The sequence below is a fragment of the Blattabacterium cuenoti genome (assembly GCF_014251995.1).
Classification (GTDB): Bacteria; Bacteroidota; Bacteroidia; order Flavobacteriales; family Blattabacteriaceae; genus Blattabacterium; species Blattabacterium cuenoti_AE.
Genome location: NZ_CP059205.1, coordinates 117,743 through 132,531, shown reverse-complemented (window position 1 = coordinate 132,531; position 14,789 = coordinate 117,743). Strand labels below are relative to the sequence as shown.

Below are 14,789 nucleotides of genomic sequence, written 5' to 3'. Positions count from 1 at the left end.
TGGATGTTGTTATAATTAATATGTGTGATTATGAAAAAAATAGATATTTCTTCTTGTATAAATGAAATTTATCTTTCATTATGTATTATGAACGCTTCAGGAGCTATTTGTACTACAGATAAGGAATTAAATAATCTTTTGAAAAGTTCTTCAGGAGCTGTTGTTACAAAAAGTTGTACAAGAAATTTTAGAAATGGAAATAAAAAACCAAGATATTTTGAGTGGAAAATGGGGAGTATTAATTCCATGGGATTACCGAATTTAGGAATAGATTTTTATTTAAAATTTTTAGAAAATCAAGAAATAAAAAAACCTATTTTTCTTTCTGTATCCGGATTATCGATGGAAGAAAATTTTTTTCTTATTAAAAAAGCTAATCTATCAAAAAAAATTTCAGCTATAGAATTGAATTTGTCTTGTCCAAATATTAAAGAAGAAATTTTAGGAAATGATTTATGTAAGATTTCTAATTTTTTGGGAAAAATATTTAAGTTTAATAAGAAACCTTTAGGAATCAAACTTCCTCCTTTTTTTAAGGAAAAAAGTGTAGAAAATATATCATTGATTTTGAATGAATTTCCTATTACTTTTATTACTTGTATCAATAGTTTACCTAATGGAATTTTTGTTGACACAAATAATGAAACTACGGTAATACAACCAAATAATGGATTTGGAGGAATAGGAGGAGCTGTTATAAAACCATTCGCATTAGCCAATATTCGTAAATTTTATTCTTTTCTAAGAAGAGATATTTCTATTATAGGATGTGGGGGGATTTCTTCTGGAAAAGATGTTTTTGAACACATATTATGTGGAGCTTCGGCAGTTCAAATTGGGACACAATTAATAAAAGAAGGAGTTTCAGTTTTTGATAGATTAAGAAAAGAATTAATTCTTCTCTTACGGGAGAAAAATTATTCATCCATTAGAAATTTTCAAGGAAAATTAAAAATTTTTAAAAAATTTTAATTAATAAGATTTGGAAAAAATCACTCTTTGAAAAGAAGGTTTTCCGGAATAAATACATTTTCCTTTTTCTCTTTCAAAAGCAAATGGAATACAACGTATAGTAGCTTCTGTTTCTTCTTGAATTTTTTTTACCGTATTTTTTGTTCCATCCCAATGTGCAAGAACAAATCCTCCATGATTATTTATAATTTTTTTAAAATCTTGATAAGAATCCGATTTAATCAGAAATTTTTGAGTTCTATCTAACGCTTTTTTATAAATATTTTTTTGTATATTATCAAGTAATTCAATAATTGAACTTTTTAAATCTATCCAAGATAGATACATTTTTTCACGTGTATCTCTCCTAAACACTTCTACTTTTTTATTTTCAACTTCATCCTCTCCTATATTGATCCGTATAGGAACACCTTTCATTTCATATTCATGAAACTTCCATCCAGGAGTAAGTGTTTTTATATTATCGTATTTTACCCGTATTTTTTCTTTTTCGAAAATTTTGACGATTTTTTTAACCATATCATCTATGATATCAAATTTTTCTTTATTTTGATATATGGGAATAATAACAATTTGTATTGGAGCTACTTTTGGAGGTAAGATTAAACCTTTATCATCAGAATGAGTCATAATTAATCCTCCTATTAATCTAGTAGAAACTCCCCAAGAAGTTGACCAAACATATTCCTTTTTTCCATTTTTATTGGTAAATTGAACATCAAAAGCCTTGGAAAAATTCTGTCCTAAAAAATGCGAAGTTCCAATTTGTAAGGATTTTCCATCTTGCATAATAGCTTCTATACAATATGTTTTTTCCGATCCATAAAATTTATCTGTGTGGGGTTTAATTCCCTGTAGTACAGGTATTCCCAATATTTTCTCAGAAAAATTAGTATAAATATTTAATATTTTTTCTGCCTCTTCTATAGCTTCTTCTTGTGTAGAATGGGCAGTATGTCCTTCTTGCCATAAGAATTCATTTGTTCTTAAAAACAAACGTGTACGCATTTCCCATCTTAATACATTTCCCCATTGGTTTAACAAAATGGGTAGATCTCTATAAGATTGAATCCAATTTTTATAAGTTTTCCATATAATACTTTCGGATGTTGGTCTAATTACTAATTCTTCTTCTAATCTTGATTCTTTATCAATAATAAATTCTTTCTTTTTATTTTTTATTAATTTATAATGTGTAACTACAGCACATCCTTCGGAAAGAATTTTTGTATGTTTTTTTTCTTTTGAAAAAATAGATTTAGGAATTAATAAAGGAAAATAAACGTTTTCATGCCCCGATTTTTTTAACATTTGGTCTAGCTTTTCTTTCATTATTTCCCATAAAGAATAACCATATGGCTTTATAATCATAAATCCACGTATTCCAGAAAATTCTGCTAGACCAGATTTGATAACTATTTCATTATACCATTTAGAATAATCCTGACTTCGTTTAGTTAATTGGTTTGTCATAATACAATATATGAAAATTATTTTTTTTATATTAAAACATTTAATTTTATTCTAAAAATTATTAGTGAAAAAACTAATTTTATGGCACATCCTAAAAGAAGACAATCCAAATCTAGAAAAAATAAAAGAAGAAATCATTTAAAAATTAGAGAACCTTTATTAACTGAATGTCCTATAACAAATCAAAAACATGTATATCATCACGCTTATTGGCATGGAAAAAAACTTTATTATAGAGGGAAAATTATATATAGTAAAAATAAAGAAGAATAAAGATCCTTATTTATTATTATGGATTTAAAGAAAATTAAGTCAATCATTAAATTCGTTTCAGAATCAAATATTAGTGAAATAAGTATTAAAATAGGAAACATCAAGATTTACATAAAAAATAAACAATTTTTAATAAAAAAAAACGATAAAAATTTATGTAATTATCCTAAAAAATCCTCTTTTATTTCTGATATTCCTGATAGATTTTCTAATAAAAAAGAAAAAGAAAGTAAAAATAATAACGTCCAATACTTAACAATAAAATCTCCTATGATCGGAACATTTTATAGAAAACCTCATCCAGATCAAGAACCGTTTGTTAAAATAGGAGATAAAATAAAAATAGGAACAAAAGTTTGTGTGATAGAAACAATGAAATTATTTAATGATATTGAATCAGAAATTAATGGAAAATTAATTAAGATTCTTGTAGAAGATTCTACTCCAGTTGATTATGATCAACCCCTATTTCTTTTAGATCCAAATTACTAATTTATATGTTTAAAAAAATATTAATAGCTAATCGTGGAGAAATTGCATTAAGAATTATACGAACAGCTAAAGAAATGGGAATTAAAACGGTTGCTGTTTATTCTACAGTAGATAAATATAGTCTTCATGTTTATTTTGCAGATGAAGCTGTATGTATAGGGCCTCCTCCTTCATATCAATCATATTTAAATATTCCAAACTTAATTGCTGCAGCAGAAATTACTAATGCAGATGCTATTCACCCTGGATATGGATTTTTATCTGAAAACGCATATTTTTCATCTATGTGTCATAAACATGGGATTAAATTTATAGGTGCAAGGCCAAGTCATATGATTCAGATGGGAAACAAAATTTCGGCAAAAAAAACAATGGAAAAAGCTGGAATTTCTTGTTTACCTGGATCTAGTTGTTTTTCAAATGCTTCTTCATATAGAGAGATAGAATACGTTGCAGATAAAATAGGATATCCTATCATTATAAAAGCTGTATCTGGAGGAGGGGGAAAAGGAATTAGATCTGTTTTTGATAAAAAAAGCCTTAAAAACTCTTGGGAAGAAGCTAAAAAAGAGGCTTGGTTATGTTTTGGAAAAAAAGATATGTATATAGAAAAATTAATCTTAAATCCAAGACATATAGAAATCCAAATTCTAGGAGATAAATATGGAGGAGCATATCATTTATCCGAAAGAGATTGTTCTATTCAAAGAAGAAATCAAAAATTAATAGAGGAAACACCATCTCCATTTTTAAATTCATCTCTTAGAAAAAAAATGGGAGATGAAGCAGTAAAAGCGGTTGAATTTCTTCATTATGAAGGAATAGGAACTATAGAATTTTTGGTAGACCAAAACAAAAATTTTTTTTTCATGGAAATGAATCCGAGAATACAAGTAGAACATCCTATAACCGAAGAAGTTACTGGAGTAGATTTAATTCAAGAACAAATATTTTTAGCTTATGGGAAAAAAATTTCTAGAAAAAAAAATTTTTATCCAAAAATGTATTCGATAGAATGTAGAATTAATGCAGAAGAACCATATCATCATTTTAAACCAATTCCTGGAAAAATAACCCAAATGCATTTACCAGGTGGTAAGGGAGTCCGCGTTGATACACATATTTATGCAGGATATTTTGTTACACATTATTATGACTCAATGATTGCCAAAGTTATTACTACAGCAAGAGATAGAAAATCAACCATTGAAAAAATGCGTCGTTCTTTAGAAGAATTTGTAATAGAAGGAATTAAAACTACTATTCCTTTTCATAGGAAAATTATGAAAAATAATGATTTTTTAAAAGGAAATTATAACACTAATTTTTTAGAAAAAAAAAATTTTTAACTTATGTTATCAGATAATCCCGTTTTTTTTTCTAAATCTTTTAAAAGATTAATTATTTCATGAATATCTCCATTCATAAATCCTGTAAGATTATAAATAGATTTATTAATTCTGTGATCCGTTACTCTATTTCTTGGATAATTATAAGTTCGTATTTTTACAGATCGATCTCCTGTAGAAACTAAAGATTTTCTTTTTAAAGAAATTTTCTTTAATTTTTTTTCTTTCTCAATTTGATAAATTTTTGAACGTAAAATACTCATAGCTTTTTCAAAATTTTTATGTTGCGACCGTTCTTCTTGGCATTCTACTGTTATTTTACTTGGTTTATGAGTTAAACGTACAGCAGATTCTGTTTTATTAACATGTTGTCCTCCGGATCCACTAGATCTAAAAGTATCCTTTTTTATATCAGAAAAATTAATTTTTACTTCTACCTCTTTTATTTGGGGAAATACAGCGACTGTTATAGCAGATGTATGTACTCTTCCTTGAGATTCTGTTTTTGGGATTCTTTGAACTCTATGTACCCCAGATTCAAATTTTAAATTTCCATAGACACCTCCTTTTTCATTATTAACATCTAAAACTATTTCTTTAAATCCTTTTATTCCTCCTTTTTGAGCATGTATAATTTTATATTTCCAATTTAATTTTCTAAAATACATTACATACATTCTTAATATATCTTCTACAAAAAGACAAGCTTCATTTCCTCCTGTACCAGAACGTAGTTCAACAATAGCATTTCTTTGATCTTCTTTTTTTGTTTCCTCTTTCATTCCATCATCAGATAATGAAAATAAAAAACTGTAAGATTTTTTTTCGATAGAAGAAAGTGTTTCTAAAATTTTCTCTTTTTCTAAAAGAGCTAATTCTTTTAATTCTGTATCTGAATCATTTTTCAGTATATAATTTACTTCTTGAAGTAAAAGAATATTTTTGTTGTATTTCTCGTATAAAAAAACTATTTCTTCTAATTTAATGTATTGATTTAATAATATTTTATATTTTTTCCTATTAGATATAATATTAGGTTGAATAATAGATTTTGAAATTTCATGAAATTTTTTTTTAAATTCTTCAAATTTTTCAACTAATGGAGATCTTTTCATTTTTAATAAATTTTAAGTTCCAGATTGTTTCATGAAACGATAGAAATTTATCGTATTCTATTTATGGAATCAATTAACATGATATCTTCTTTTATTTTTTTATTAGCTGTATATAAAACTAATATGTTACAAATACAAATAAATAATAATATAAAAAAAGGCTTTTTTTGAATAGAATTAAATTGATTTAATTGGAAAAATAATTGATAAAAAATGAGAATTAAATTAATGTTAGTTACAAGTAAATTTATTTTATTAATGAATATTTGAATTTTTTTCTTCTTGAAAAAAAGAAGACTTAAAATAGATAAAATTAAAGATAAAATAACAAAAATTATTGAATAATTAATTGTATTAATTGTAGTGAAATGAAAATAATATAAATAAATTGAATAAATTAAAACGGAAATAAATAGATATAATGTTTGTATTCTATATAACATATAACATGTAATTTATTAAATTTATATAATTTGTTATTTTATAAGTTCAAATTTATTTTCTGTATAATTGTATTTATCTCTAATCATAAATTATACTAATATATACTAATAAAAGTATATTGTTTACTAAGCAAATTACATAATTATATAAATTTAACCCAATTACTTTATGTTTGATATTACTGAGTTAAAAAGTAAGAAGCTTTTTGAGTTACAGGAGATTGCTCGTTCTTCAGGATTGAAAAAGTGTACACAATTACGAAAAAATGAACTCCTAGAGAAAATTATATCTACTGTTAATAATAAAAATGTTTCTCAAAATTCCTCTTTTAGGAAAGAAAATTATTTAAAAAAAGGATTTAAAATTAGAAAAAAATCAGAATTAAAAAATTCGTTTTTAGAAAAGAAAAATAACAATGGGAAAAAAAAATTAGTCTTTCAAGAACATTCAAAAAATTCTAATTCTAATTTATCAGATAATACAAAATTTCAAAAAAAATATAAAAATTTTACTAATTGGAAAAAAAATGACAGATCTGAATCCAATTTATCAACACATCGTCATGGTAACGTGGGCGTTGGTAGTGGAGTAATTCCTCAAAAAATTTCTTCTAATAAGTATCGTACTCCTGAATATGAATTCGAAGGAATTATAATCAGTGAAGGTGTATTGGAAATTATGCCAGAAAATTATGGATTTTTAAGATCTTCTGATTTTAATTATTTATCATCACCTGATGATATTTATGTTTCTCAATCTCAAATTAGACTTTTCGGGATGAAGACAGGAGATACGATAAGAGGAGAAGTTCGTCCTCCTAAAGACGGAGAAAAGTATTTTCCGTTAATTAAAATTCTTGAAGTTAATGGAAGATCCCCTTCTTTTGTTAGAGGAAGAGATTCATTTGAACATTTAACTCCATTATTTCCAAACGAAAAATTTAAATTAGCCGAAAAAAACGCAACGTTATCCACTAGAATAGTGGATCTTTTTACACCTATAGGAAAAGGGCAAAGAGGAATGATAGTCGCTCCTCCTAAAACAGGAAAAACTACTTTATTAAAAGAAATAGCAAACGCTATTGCTGCCAATCATCCTGAAGTTTATTTAATTATTTTATTAATTGATGAACGTCCAGAAGAAGTTACAGATATGCAAAGAAATGTAAAAGGAGAAGTTATTGCATCTACTTTCGATGAACCAGCAGATAGGCATGTAAAAGTAGCTAATATTGTATTGCAAAAAGCAAAAAGAATGGTTGAATGTTCTCATGATGTAATTATATTATTGGACTCTATCACACGTTTAGCCCGTGCCTATAACACTGTAGCTCCTGCATCTGGAAAAGTATTATCAGGAGGGGTAGATGCAAATGCATTACATAGACCTAAAAGATTTTTTGGAGCTGCTAGAAATATAGAAAATGGAGGATCTTTATCAATTATTGCTACAGCTATGATTGATACTGGATCAAAAATGGATGAAGTTATTTTTGAAGAATTTAAGGGAACAGGAAATAAAGAACTTCAATTAGATAGGAAAATAGCTAACAGACGAATTTATCCAGCTATTGATTTAGTTTCTTCTAGCACAAGAAAAGACGATCTTTTATTAGACCAAAATACATTACAAAGAATGTGGATTTTAAGAAAACATCTTTCTGACATGAATCCAGTGGAAGCTATGGAATTTTTAAGATCTAGGATGTCTAGAACTCAAAATAATGAAGAATTTTTAGTATCAATGAATGGATAGATAAATAAATTTAAACTAAAAAAATAGTTGATTAATATTCAATTTTTATATGTGTATTGATTAATATTTGATTTTTTAGATGAAAAACGTTATATTGTTGATTTTACCATATAAACGCGGGATGGAGCAGTTGGTAGCTCGTCGGGCTCATAACCCGAAGGTCATAGGTTCGAGTCCTATTCCCGCTATTATTGTTTTTTCTTTCTTCTTTCCCAAAATCAATAATTTCTTCCATGTATTATCTTTTCATTTGTTTTTGTTTCCTTGTTGCTTTTATATTTTCATGTATATATTTTTTTAGAAAATTGGAATTATTTTTTAGAAAAGAATTTAAAGATCAGAAAAATGAAATTCAAAAATTGTATCAATATGGTAAAATAGATTTGGACAATTCTTTAACAGGAATCAAAAGTATACTATCACGGTCTATAAAAGATTCTCAAGATTATATTGATAAAAAAATTCAATTTTACATTGTTGATTACCAATCTAAAAAATTGGATTTCATTTGCAATGAACAAGAAAAACTATTTAAATTTTTAGAAAAAAAAATTGAAGAAATAAAATATAATATTAATGAAAAACTCCAGACTTCTTTAAATATTCATCTTGAAAAATCATTTGAAATAATTGGAAATCAACTACTTTTTTTACAAAAAGGTTTGGGAGAAATGAAGATTCTAGCAAGAGATGTAGGTTCCTTAAAAAGGACTTTAAATCATGTGAAAATATGTGGAAGTTTTAGTGAAATGCAGCTTTCAATGCTTTTGCAACAAATTTTATCTCCAGAACAATATGCTTCTAATGTTGTTACAAAATCCAATACGAATTTTGTAGTAGAATTTGCAATAAAACTTCCAGGGATTGGAGATGGAAATATTGTATGGTTGCCTATTGATGTTAAATTTCCAAAAGAAACTTATGAAAAGGTTCAAAAAGCATATCATAAAGGAGAAAAAAAAGGTATAGAGATAGCTATAAAAAATATGGAATCTGTACTAAAAAAAATGTCACGAGATATTAAAGATAAATACATAGATCCTCCTAATACTACTGATTTTGCTATTATTTTTCTTCCTTTTGAAGGAATATATGCCGAAATAGCAAGGAATTCTTCGTTATTGGAAGAACTTCTAAGAAAACATAAAATCGTTATAACGGGCCCCTCTACATTAGCAGCTGTATTAAATAGTTTGCAAATAGGGTTTAGAACTTTAGCTATTCAAAAAAGAACTTCTGAGGTTTGGAAAACTTTAGAGATTGTAAAACAGGAATTTAAAAAATTTGGAATTTTGCTTCATCAAGCTCAAGATAAACTTCAAGGTGCATCAGAAGATATAGACAAATTATTAGGTGTTAGAAGCAATTTAATTGAAAAAAAGTTAAAGGATATAGAATCTTAAACTAGAATTTTTTTTAAAGAAAACGGAGAGAAAGGGATTCGAACCCTTGTCACTTTATTTAGTGAACACGCTTTCCAGACGTGCGCCTTAATCCTCTCGGCCATCTCTCCTAAAAAAAATAAAGTAGGACTATAAGCCGGATTCTGTAATAATACCTATCATTTATCTAGGATTTAGGTTACCCGAAATCTCTATCTGCCTACCCCCCGTTATTAAACCGAGCAAGTTTTCCGGTATACATGGCATTTCACCACACAGAGTTTACATGATTTCACTACAGCAAATAAAAATATTATTATAATATTATTATAATATTTTATAAATTTTTCTCCTGTACTTCCTTTCTGTTGTACTATTCCTCATCTTACGATGGATGGGAATTACCCATTGTGTTGCTCTATGGTGTCCGGACTTTCCTCATTATTTATTAATTAATAATGAATAATGCGATAGGTTGTCCTACTTTATCTTAAATTTGAATAAATTTTTTCAACATCATCATGTTTTTTAATTTTTTCAATTGAATCTAAAATTTTTTCCTTTTTTTCTTTTGAAATATTTTTTATTATTTGTTTCGGAATACGAATTATTTTACACTCATGGAATATTTCTAATTTTTCTAAATTATTCTTCATAGATCCAAAAGATTCGAAATCAGTATAAATAGAAATTATGTTTTTGTTTTTTACGAAATCATTAGCGCCAAAATCGATTGTCATTAACTCAAACTCTTCTATTGAAGAATGAATGTTTTTTCTTTTCACATGAAAAATTCCTATTTTAGGAAATAAATGAATTAATTCTCCATTATTACATAATCTTCCTCCATTTTTATTAAACAAAGCTCTAATATTAGAAATTGTACGAGTAGTATTATTTGTTCTACATTCTATAATTAGACTAACTCCAAGCAATTTTCCTTCTAAATTTATATTTTTATAATCATCTGTTTTTAATTGAACAGTTTTTTTTATGGCTTTTTCTATAGTACTTTTAGGTATGTTTACTGATTTTGCATTCAAAATTGCGTTTTTGAAACGGAAACTATTCCTTCCCGATTCCTTTAAAGCGATTGTTATTTCCTTTATTATTTTAGAGAACTTCTTCGACTTTATAAAATCTTGATTAGATTTTCTATGTTGTATATTTGACCACTTACTATGTCCTGACATGAAGTGTTTTCCTTTTTAATTTTTAAAAATGATAAATTAGCAATTTAAAAAAGAAATTTATAAAAAAACTATAATATGTCAAAAATTTGTGAGCTAACTGGAAAAAAAGCAATGATAGGAAATAAAGTATCTCATGCTAATAATAAAAAAAAACGTCGATTCAACATTAATTTATGTAAGAAACGTTTTTTTTTAACAGAAAAAAAAAAATGGATTACTTTAAAAGTATGTGTTAATACTATTAAGATTATTAATAAAATAGGAATTGAAAATGTGTTAAAACGATACAAATATAAAAATTTAAAAAATGTCTAAAAAAGGGAATAGAATACAGGTGATATTAGAATGTGTTGAACAAAAAAAAAGTGGTATTCCTGGTTGTTCTAGATATATTACAACAAAAAATAAAAAAAATACTCCTAATAGGATAGAGTTAAAAAAATATAATCCAATTTTAAAAAAATATACAATTCATAAAGAAATAAAATAGATATGCCTAAAAAAATCAAAGAAAATAAAAAAAAAAAAAAGTCAAGAAAAATGACTTTAGCAGTAAAAATAGTTAAATCTAAGAAATCTGATTCTTACACTTTTGAAAGTAAGATTATTTCTTATGAAGAAATAAATAGTTTTTTTAAAAAAAAATAATTTGATGTTTTTAAAAAAAGAATCCGAAAAAAATATAACATTTGATAATGAATTAAAAAAAACTAGAGAATCCTTTTTTTCTAAAATAAAAAATTTTTTTCTAAAAAAATCAAAAATAGAAGAAAATATTATTGATTATATAGAAAATATATTATTGTCCGCAGACATAGGGGTAAAAACTACCTTGAAAATAATTAGTAATTTAGAAAAACGAGTTAAAAAAGAAAAATATAAAGATTCAAAGGAATTATTTTTTTTTCTTAAAGAAGAAATAAAGAGTCTTTTAAAGATTAAAAAAGAAAAAGAATGCTTGGAAAAAAAAATAAAAAATCATAAAAAAAAACCATATGTAATCATGATGGTAGGAGTTAATGGATCAGGAAAAACAACTACAATTGGAAAATTAGCTTTTCTTTTAAAGAAAAAAGGACTTGATTTAGTTATAGGAGCTTCTGATACATTTAGAGCAGCAGCTATTGATCAAATTGAAATTTTAGCAAGGGAAGCTAAAGTGTCTTTAATAAAACAACATATGTATTCGGATCCAGCATCTGTTGCATATGATACTTTACAATCAGCTAAATCTAAGAAAAAAGATGTAGTATTAATTGATACTGCTGGGAGATTACAAAACCGTATAGATTTAATGAAAGAACTTTCTAAAATTAGTAGGGTCATGAAAAAAATTATACCTGAATCTCCACATGAGATTATTCTAGTTTTAGATGCAAGTACAGGACAAAATGCATTTGAACAGGTAAGAAAATTTTCTTCTTTTGTTAAAATTTCTTCTATTATTTTAACTAAAATAGAGGGAACAGCTAAAGGTGGAGTGATAATAGGAATTATTGATCAATTTAAAATTCCTATACAATATTTAGGTATAGGTGAAAAAATGAAGGATTTAAAAAAATTTAATGAAAAAAAGTTTATAGATTCTTTGTTTTGAAAACAATAAAAATTAATATTATTTATTTTGTTTTATGATATAATATTTGTTTTAATTATTTTCATTCAAAAATTTTATTTTTATGGATAAAAACAAAAAAAAAATTAACGTTACTTCAGACAATATTTTTCCTATAATTAAAAGGTTTCTATATTCTGATCAAGAGGTTTTTTTACGTGAACTTGTTTCTAATGCTACCGATGCTATTTTAAAATTAAAAACCTTAGTTAATTCGAAATCAGAGGGTGAATATTTGGATAATTACTTAGAAAATGATTTAAAAATTATTATTCAAATTGATAAAAAAAATAAAACTATTCATATCATTGATAATGGTATTGGAATGACAAAAAAAGAAGTAGAAAAATATATTAATCAAATAGCTTTTTCTGGAGCAGAAGAATTTGTTAAAAAATATAATACATCTAAAAACTATATTATTGGACATTTTGGATTAGGATTTTATTCTTCTTTTATGGTAGCTAATAAAGTTATGATATTCACTCAATCGTATCGAAAAGATGAATCATCCATATTTTGGTCTTGTGAAGGTTCTCCTAATTTTCTTATGAAAGAAATTGAAAAAAGAGATAGAGGAACAGAAATTGTTTTACTTATTAATGAAGAATCCAAAGAATTTTTAGAATATAATTGTATTTTAAAATTATTAAAAAAATATTGCAAATTTCTTCCTATAAAAATTTATTTATCTTCCAAAGATAAAAATAATGACAATGAAAAAGATGTTCTTGTAAATAACGTTAATCCTACTTGGAAAAAGTCTCCACTTCAATTAAATGATAAAAATTATTTAGATTTTTATCATGAATTATATCCTAATCAATTAGATGATCCTTTATTTTGGGTTCATCTAAATATAGATCACCCTTTTCATTTAACAGGAATTCTATTTTTTCCAAAAATAGAAAAAAGAATTGATCTTCAAAAAGATAAGATTCATTTATACCAAAATCAAGTTTACATTACAGATAACTTAGAGGGAGTAGTACCAGATTTTCTTAGTTTATTAAGAGGAGTTATAGATTCTCCAGATATTCCTCTTAATGTATCACGTTCTCATTTACAATCTGATAGATCTGTAAAAAATATATCAAAATATATAACAAGAAAAGTTTCTGACAAACTAGATTCTATGTTTAAGAATAACAGAGAAAATTTTCAAAAAAAGTGGGAAAATATAAAAATTATAGTAGAATACGGAATGATTAGTTCGCAAAATTTTTTTAACAAAGCTATAAATTTTTTTATTTTTTCTACTGTAGAAAATAATTATTTTACTTTAGAAGAATTCAAAGAAAAAATAAAAGAAACACAAAAAAATAAAGATGGAAATCTTGTCTTTCTTTATTCTTCTGATAAGGAAAAACAAGATAGTTATATTGAAAATGCAAAAAGTAGAAATTTTGAAGTTTTAATTTTAGATAGTCCTCTTTCGGTTCATTTGATCCAAAAGCTAGAATTTCATGATAAAGGAATTTCTTTCGTTAGAGTAGATTCAGATCATATTGATAAATTAATCAATAAAGAAAAAAAATTTGATTCGATTCTTTCCAAAGAAGAAAAATTAAATTTAAAAAGTATTATTAATACTTATTTAATAGAAAATTATAAATTTTCCATAAAATTAGAGAATTTGTCCGAAAAAGATTCTCCTTTTTTAATTATTTTTCCAGAATTTTTAAGAAGGATTAAAGAAATGAACGATGTAGGAAAAGATGTTTTAGAAGAAAAAAATCAACAAAAGTATTATCAATTAATAGTAAATACAAATCATATCTTAATGAAAAAAATATTGCGAGAAACATCTGAAGAAAAAAGAAAAGAAATTATTCAAGAAACTTTGAATTTGACACTTTTATTAAATAATTTACTTACCGGAAAAAATCTTACTACTTTTGTCTCAAAAAAAATAAATGATTTGGTAAAATAAAAATTATCTTTTTAAGATTTTTTATTAAATTTTCTTAATTTTATTCCTGTAAGTATTTTTTTTGTGTATAATGGAAAATCTGAATTTTGTATCCATCCATAATAATTAGGATCTTTTTCAAAAATATCGAAAACCTTTTCTCCTTTATATTTACCAAAATTAAATATTTCGTTTCCGTTTTCATCTATTTTTATGAATCCAGCGAGATCCGCTATATTCTTTTGATGAGAAAATTGGTTTAGACCTTTAACATCTTTTTTTAAATTTTTATATTTTTCTAATTGTGCAAGTAATATTTCATACGTAGCAAATGCATCTGATTTTGAGCTATGAGCTCTCATAAGATTTTTATTGCAATAATATTTATAAGCTGCAGAAAGTGTTCTAGGTTCCATTTTGTGGAAAATAACTTGAACATCTATAGTTTTATATTTTTTGATATCGAAAGAAATTCCTGAACGAAGCATTTCTTCTGCTAATATTGGTATATCAAATCTATTGGAATTGTATCCTGCTAAATCAGAATTTTCAATCATTTTAAAAATAGATGAAGAAAAATCTTTGAACTTAAGTTTTCCTATAACATCTTCATCCCTAATTCCATGAATCGCTGTTGATTGTGGAGGTATAGGAATTCCAGGATTTATCATCCAAGTTTTATTTTCCTGATTTCCATCAGGAAATATTTTCAATATAGATATTTCTATAATTCTATCTTTCCCAATATTTATTCCTGTTGCTTCTATGTCAAAAAAACAAATAGGACGATAAAGTTTTAATTTCATATTTCAAG

16 protein-coding genes, 2 tRNA genes and 1 other RNA gene are annotated in these 14,789 nt (G+C 25.3%); 12 read left to right on the top strand and 7 right to left on the bottom strand.

Going from position 1 to position 14,789, the window contains the following annotated elements; genetic code table 11:
* Nucleotides 1-24: 24 nt before the first annotated feature.
* Nucleotides 25-972: a dihydroorotate oxidase gene (locus H0H51_RS00605; RefSeq protein WP_185876941.1), complete on the top strand. Its 948-nt coding sequence runs from the start codon at nt 25-27 to the stop codon at nt 970-972.
* On the opposite strand, the gene proS is transcribed toward H0H51_RS00605, so the two are convergent.
* A complete protein-coding gene (proS, locus tag H0H51_RS00600) occupies nt 973-2,445 on the bottom strand; it encodes a proline--tRNA ligase (protein WP_185876940.1) in 1,473 nt (490 codons plus the stop codon).
* An 81-nt stretch (nt 2,446-2,526) separates the two neighbouring features.
* On the opposite strand from proS, the gene rpmF reads away from it, so the two are divergent.
* Genes rpmF through accC form a run of 3 tightly spaced genes read left to right on the top strand, consistent with a single transcriptional unit; the run spans nt 2,527 to nt 4,559 of the window.
* Entirely contained in the window at nt 2,527-2,718 is a 192-nt protein-coding gene (gene rpmF, locus H0H51_RS00595) for a 50S ribosomal protein L32 (RefSeq protein WP_185876939.1), read from the top strand.
* An 18-nt stretch (nt 2,719-2,736) separates the two neighbouring features.
* On the top strand, nt 2,737-3,210 hold the full coding sequence (accB, locus tag H0H51_RS00590; protein ID WP_185876938.1) for an acetyl-CoA carboxylase biotin carboxyl carrier protein: 474 nt from the start codon (nt 2,737-2,739) through the stop codon (nt 3,208-3,210).
* A 5-nt stretch (nt 3,211-3,215) separates the two neighbouring features.
* Nucleotides 3,216-4,559 (top strand): acetyl-CoA carboxylase biotin carboxylase subunit, encoded by a 1,344-nt coding sequence (gene accC, locus H0H51_RS00585; protein WP_185876937.1) that lies wholly within the window; start codon nt 3,216-3,218, stop codon nt 4,557-4,559.
* Here accC and prfA read toward each other — a convergent pair.
* Together prfA and H0H51_RS00575 are read right to left on the bottom strand one after the other, a co-directional pair.
* On the bottom strand, nt 4,556-5,674 hold the full coding sequence (prfA, locus tag H0H51_RS00580) for a peptide chain release factor 1 (protein ID WP_185876936.1): 1,119 nt from the start codon (nt 5,672-5,674) through the stop codon (nt 4,556-4,558). The two genes, accC and prfA, sit on opposite strands and share 4 nt — an antisense overlap.
* 47 nt (nt 5,675-5,721) lie before the next feature.
* Nucleotides 5,722-6,117, bottom strand: coding sequence for a DUF4293 family protein (locus H0H51_RS00575; protein ID WP_185876935.1), 396 nt, complete (start codon nt 6,115-6,117; stop codon nt 5,722-5,724).
* Nucleotides 6,118-6,286: 169 nt separating this feature from the next.
* Between H0H51_RS00575 and rho the strand changes: the two genes are divergently transcribed.
* The 3 genes from rho to H0H51_RS00560 all read left to right on the top strand — a co-directional run bounded on the left by rho (nt 6,287) and on the right by H0H51_RS00560 (nt 9,276).
* Nucleotides 6,287-7,873: a transcription termination factor Rho gene (gene rho, locus H0H51_RS00570; protein WP_185876934.1), complete on the top strand. Its 1,587-nt coding sequence runs from the start codon at nt 6,287-6,289 to the stop codon at nt 7,871-7,873.
* Nucleotides 7,874-7,988: 115 nt separating this feature from the next.
* Nucleotides 7,989-8,061, top strand: a tRNA-Met gene (locus H0H51_RS00565).
* 117 nt (nt 8,062-8,178) lie between these two features.
* Nucleotides 8,179-9,276: a DNA recombination protein RmuC gene (locus H0H51_RS00560; protein ID WP_238784233.1), complete on the top strand. Its 1,098-nt coding sequence runs from the start codon at nt 8,179-8,181 to the stop codon at nt 9,274-9,276.
* A gap of 23 nt (nt 9,277-9,299) precedes the next feature.
* On the opposite strand, the gene H0H51_RS00555 is transcribed toward H0H51_RS00560, so the two are convergent.
* The 3 genes from H0H51_RS00555 to H0H51_RS00545 all read right to left on the bottom strand — a co-directional run bounded on the left by H0H51_RS00555 (nt 9,300) and on the right by H0H51_RS00545 (nt 10,448).
* Nucleotides 9,300-9,386: transfer RNA gene (locus H0H51_RS00555), tRNA-Ser, on the bottom strand.
* 6 nt (nt 9,387-9,392) lie between these two features.
* An RNA gene (rnpB, locus tag H0H51_RS00550) (RNase P RNA component class A) lies at nt 9,393-9,742 on the bottom strand.
* Nucleotides 9,741-10,448, bottom strand: coding sequence for a YebC/PmpR family DNA-binding transcriptional regulator (locus tag H0H51_RS00545; protein WP_185876932.1), 708 nt, complete (start codon nt 10,446-10,448; stop codon nt 9,741-9,743). Before H0H51_RS00545 ends, rnpB begins: the two co-directional genes overlap by 2 nt.
* A 75-nt stretch (nt 10,449-10,523) precedes the next feature.
* Between H0H51_RS00545 and rpmB the strand changes: the two genes are divergently transcribed.
* The 5 genes from rpmB (at nt 10,524) to htpG (ending at nt 13,996) form a co-directional block, all read left to right on the top strand.
* Entirely contained in the window at nt 10,524-10,763 is a 240-nt protein-coding gene (rpmB, locus tag H0H51_RS00540) for a 50S ribosomal protein L28 (protein ID WP_185876931.1), read from the top strand.
* Nucleotides 10,756-10,938, top strand: a complete 183-nt coding sequence (rpmG, locus tag H0H51_RS00535; protein ID WP_185876930.1) for a 50S ribosomal protein L33 — start codon at nt 10,756-10,758, stop codon at nt 10,936-10,938. Before rpmB ends, rpmG begins: the two co-directional genes overlap by 8 nt.
* Nucleotides 10,939-10,940: 2 nt before the next feature.
* Entirely contained in the window at nt 10,941-11,096 is a 156-nt protein-coding gene (locus H0H51_RS00530) for a DUF4295 family protein (RefSeq protein WP_185876929.1), read from the top strand.
* 1 nt (nt 11,097) lies between these two features.
* Nucleotides 11,098-12,045, top strand: a complete 948-nt coding sequence (ftsY, locus tag H0H51_RS00525) for a signal recognition particle-docking protein FtsY (RefSeq protein WP_394798404.1) — start codon at nt 11,098-11,100, stop codon at nt 12,043-12,045.
* Nucleotides 12,046-12,127: 82 nt separating this feature from the next.
* Nucleotides 12,128-13,996, top strand: a complete 1,869-nt coding sequence (htpG, locus tag H0H51_RS00520; RefSeq protein WP_185876927.1) for a molecular chaperone HtpG — start codon at nt 12,128-12,130, stop codon at nt 13,994-13,996.
* Nucleotides 13,997-14,007: 11 nt separating this feature from the next.
* Here htpG and H0H51_RS00515 read toward each other — a convergent pair whose 3' ends face one another.
* The gene (locus H0H51_RS00515; RefSeq protein ID WP_185876926.1) at nt 14,008-14,781 is read right to left on the bottom strand and encodes a 3'-5' exonuclease; all 774 of its coding nucleotides are present in this window, start codon (nt 14,779-14,781) and stop codon (nt 14,008-14,010) included.
* Nucleotides 14,782-14,789: the final 8 nt, after the last annotated feature.

Bases quoted from the DNA above. Each gene is read 5' to 3' on its own strand.
- proS (WP_185876940.1), bottom strand. From the start codon at position 2,445: ATGACAAACCAATTAACTAAACGAAGTCAGGATTATTCTAAATGGTAT.
- rpmF (WP_185876939.1), top strand. From the start codon at position 2,527: ATGGCACATCCTAAAAGAAGACAATCCAAATCTAGAAAAAATAAAAGA.
- accB (WP_185876938.1), top strand. From the start codon at position 2,737: ATGGATTTAAAGAAAATTAAGTCAATCATTAAATTCGTTTCAGAATCA.
- accC (WP_185876937.1), top strand. From the start codon at position 3,216: ATGTTTAAAAAAATATTAATAGCTAATCGTGGAGAAATTGCATTAAGA.
- prfA (WP_185876936.1), bottom strand. From the start codon at position 5,674: ATGAAAAGATCTCCATTAGTTGAAAAATTTGAAGAATTTAAAAAAAAA.
- H0H51_RS00575 (WP_185876935.1), bottom strand. From the start codon at position 6,117: ATGTTATATAGAATACAAACATTATATCTATTTATTTCCGTTTTAATT.
- rho (WP_185876934.1), top strand. From the start codon at position 6,287: ATGTTTGATATTACTGAGTTAAAAAGTAAGAAGCTTTTTGAGTTACAG.
- H0H51_RS00545 (WP_185876932.1), bottom strand. From the start codon at position 10,448: ATGTCAGGACATAGTAAGTGGTCAAATATACAACATAGAAAATCTAAT.
- rpmB (WP_185876931.1), top strand. From the start codon at position 10,524: ATGTCAAAAATTTGTGAGCTAACTGGAAAAAAAGCAATGATAGGAAAT.
- rpmG (WP_185876930.1), top strand. From the start codon at position 10,756: ATGTCTAAAAAAGGGAATAGAATACAGGTGATATTAGAATGTGTTGAA.
- H0H51_RS00530 (WP_185876929.1), top strand. From the start codon at position 10,941: ATGCCTAAAAAAATCAAAGAAAATAAAAAAAAAAAAAAGTCAAGAAAA.
- htpG (WP_185876927.1), top strand. From the start codon at position 12,128: ATGGATAAAAACAAAAAAAAAATTAACGTTACTTCAGACAATATTTTT.
- H0H51_RS00515 (WP_185876926.1), bottom strand. From the start codon at position 14,781: ATGAAATTAAAACTTTATCGTCCTATTTGTTTTTTTGACATAGAAGCA.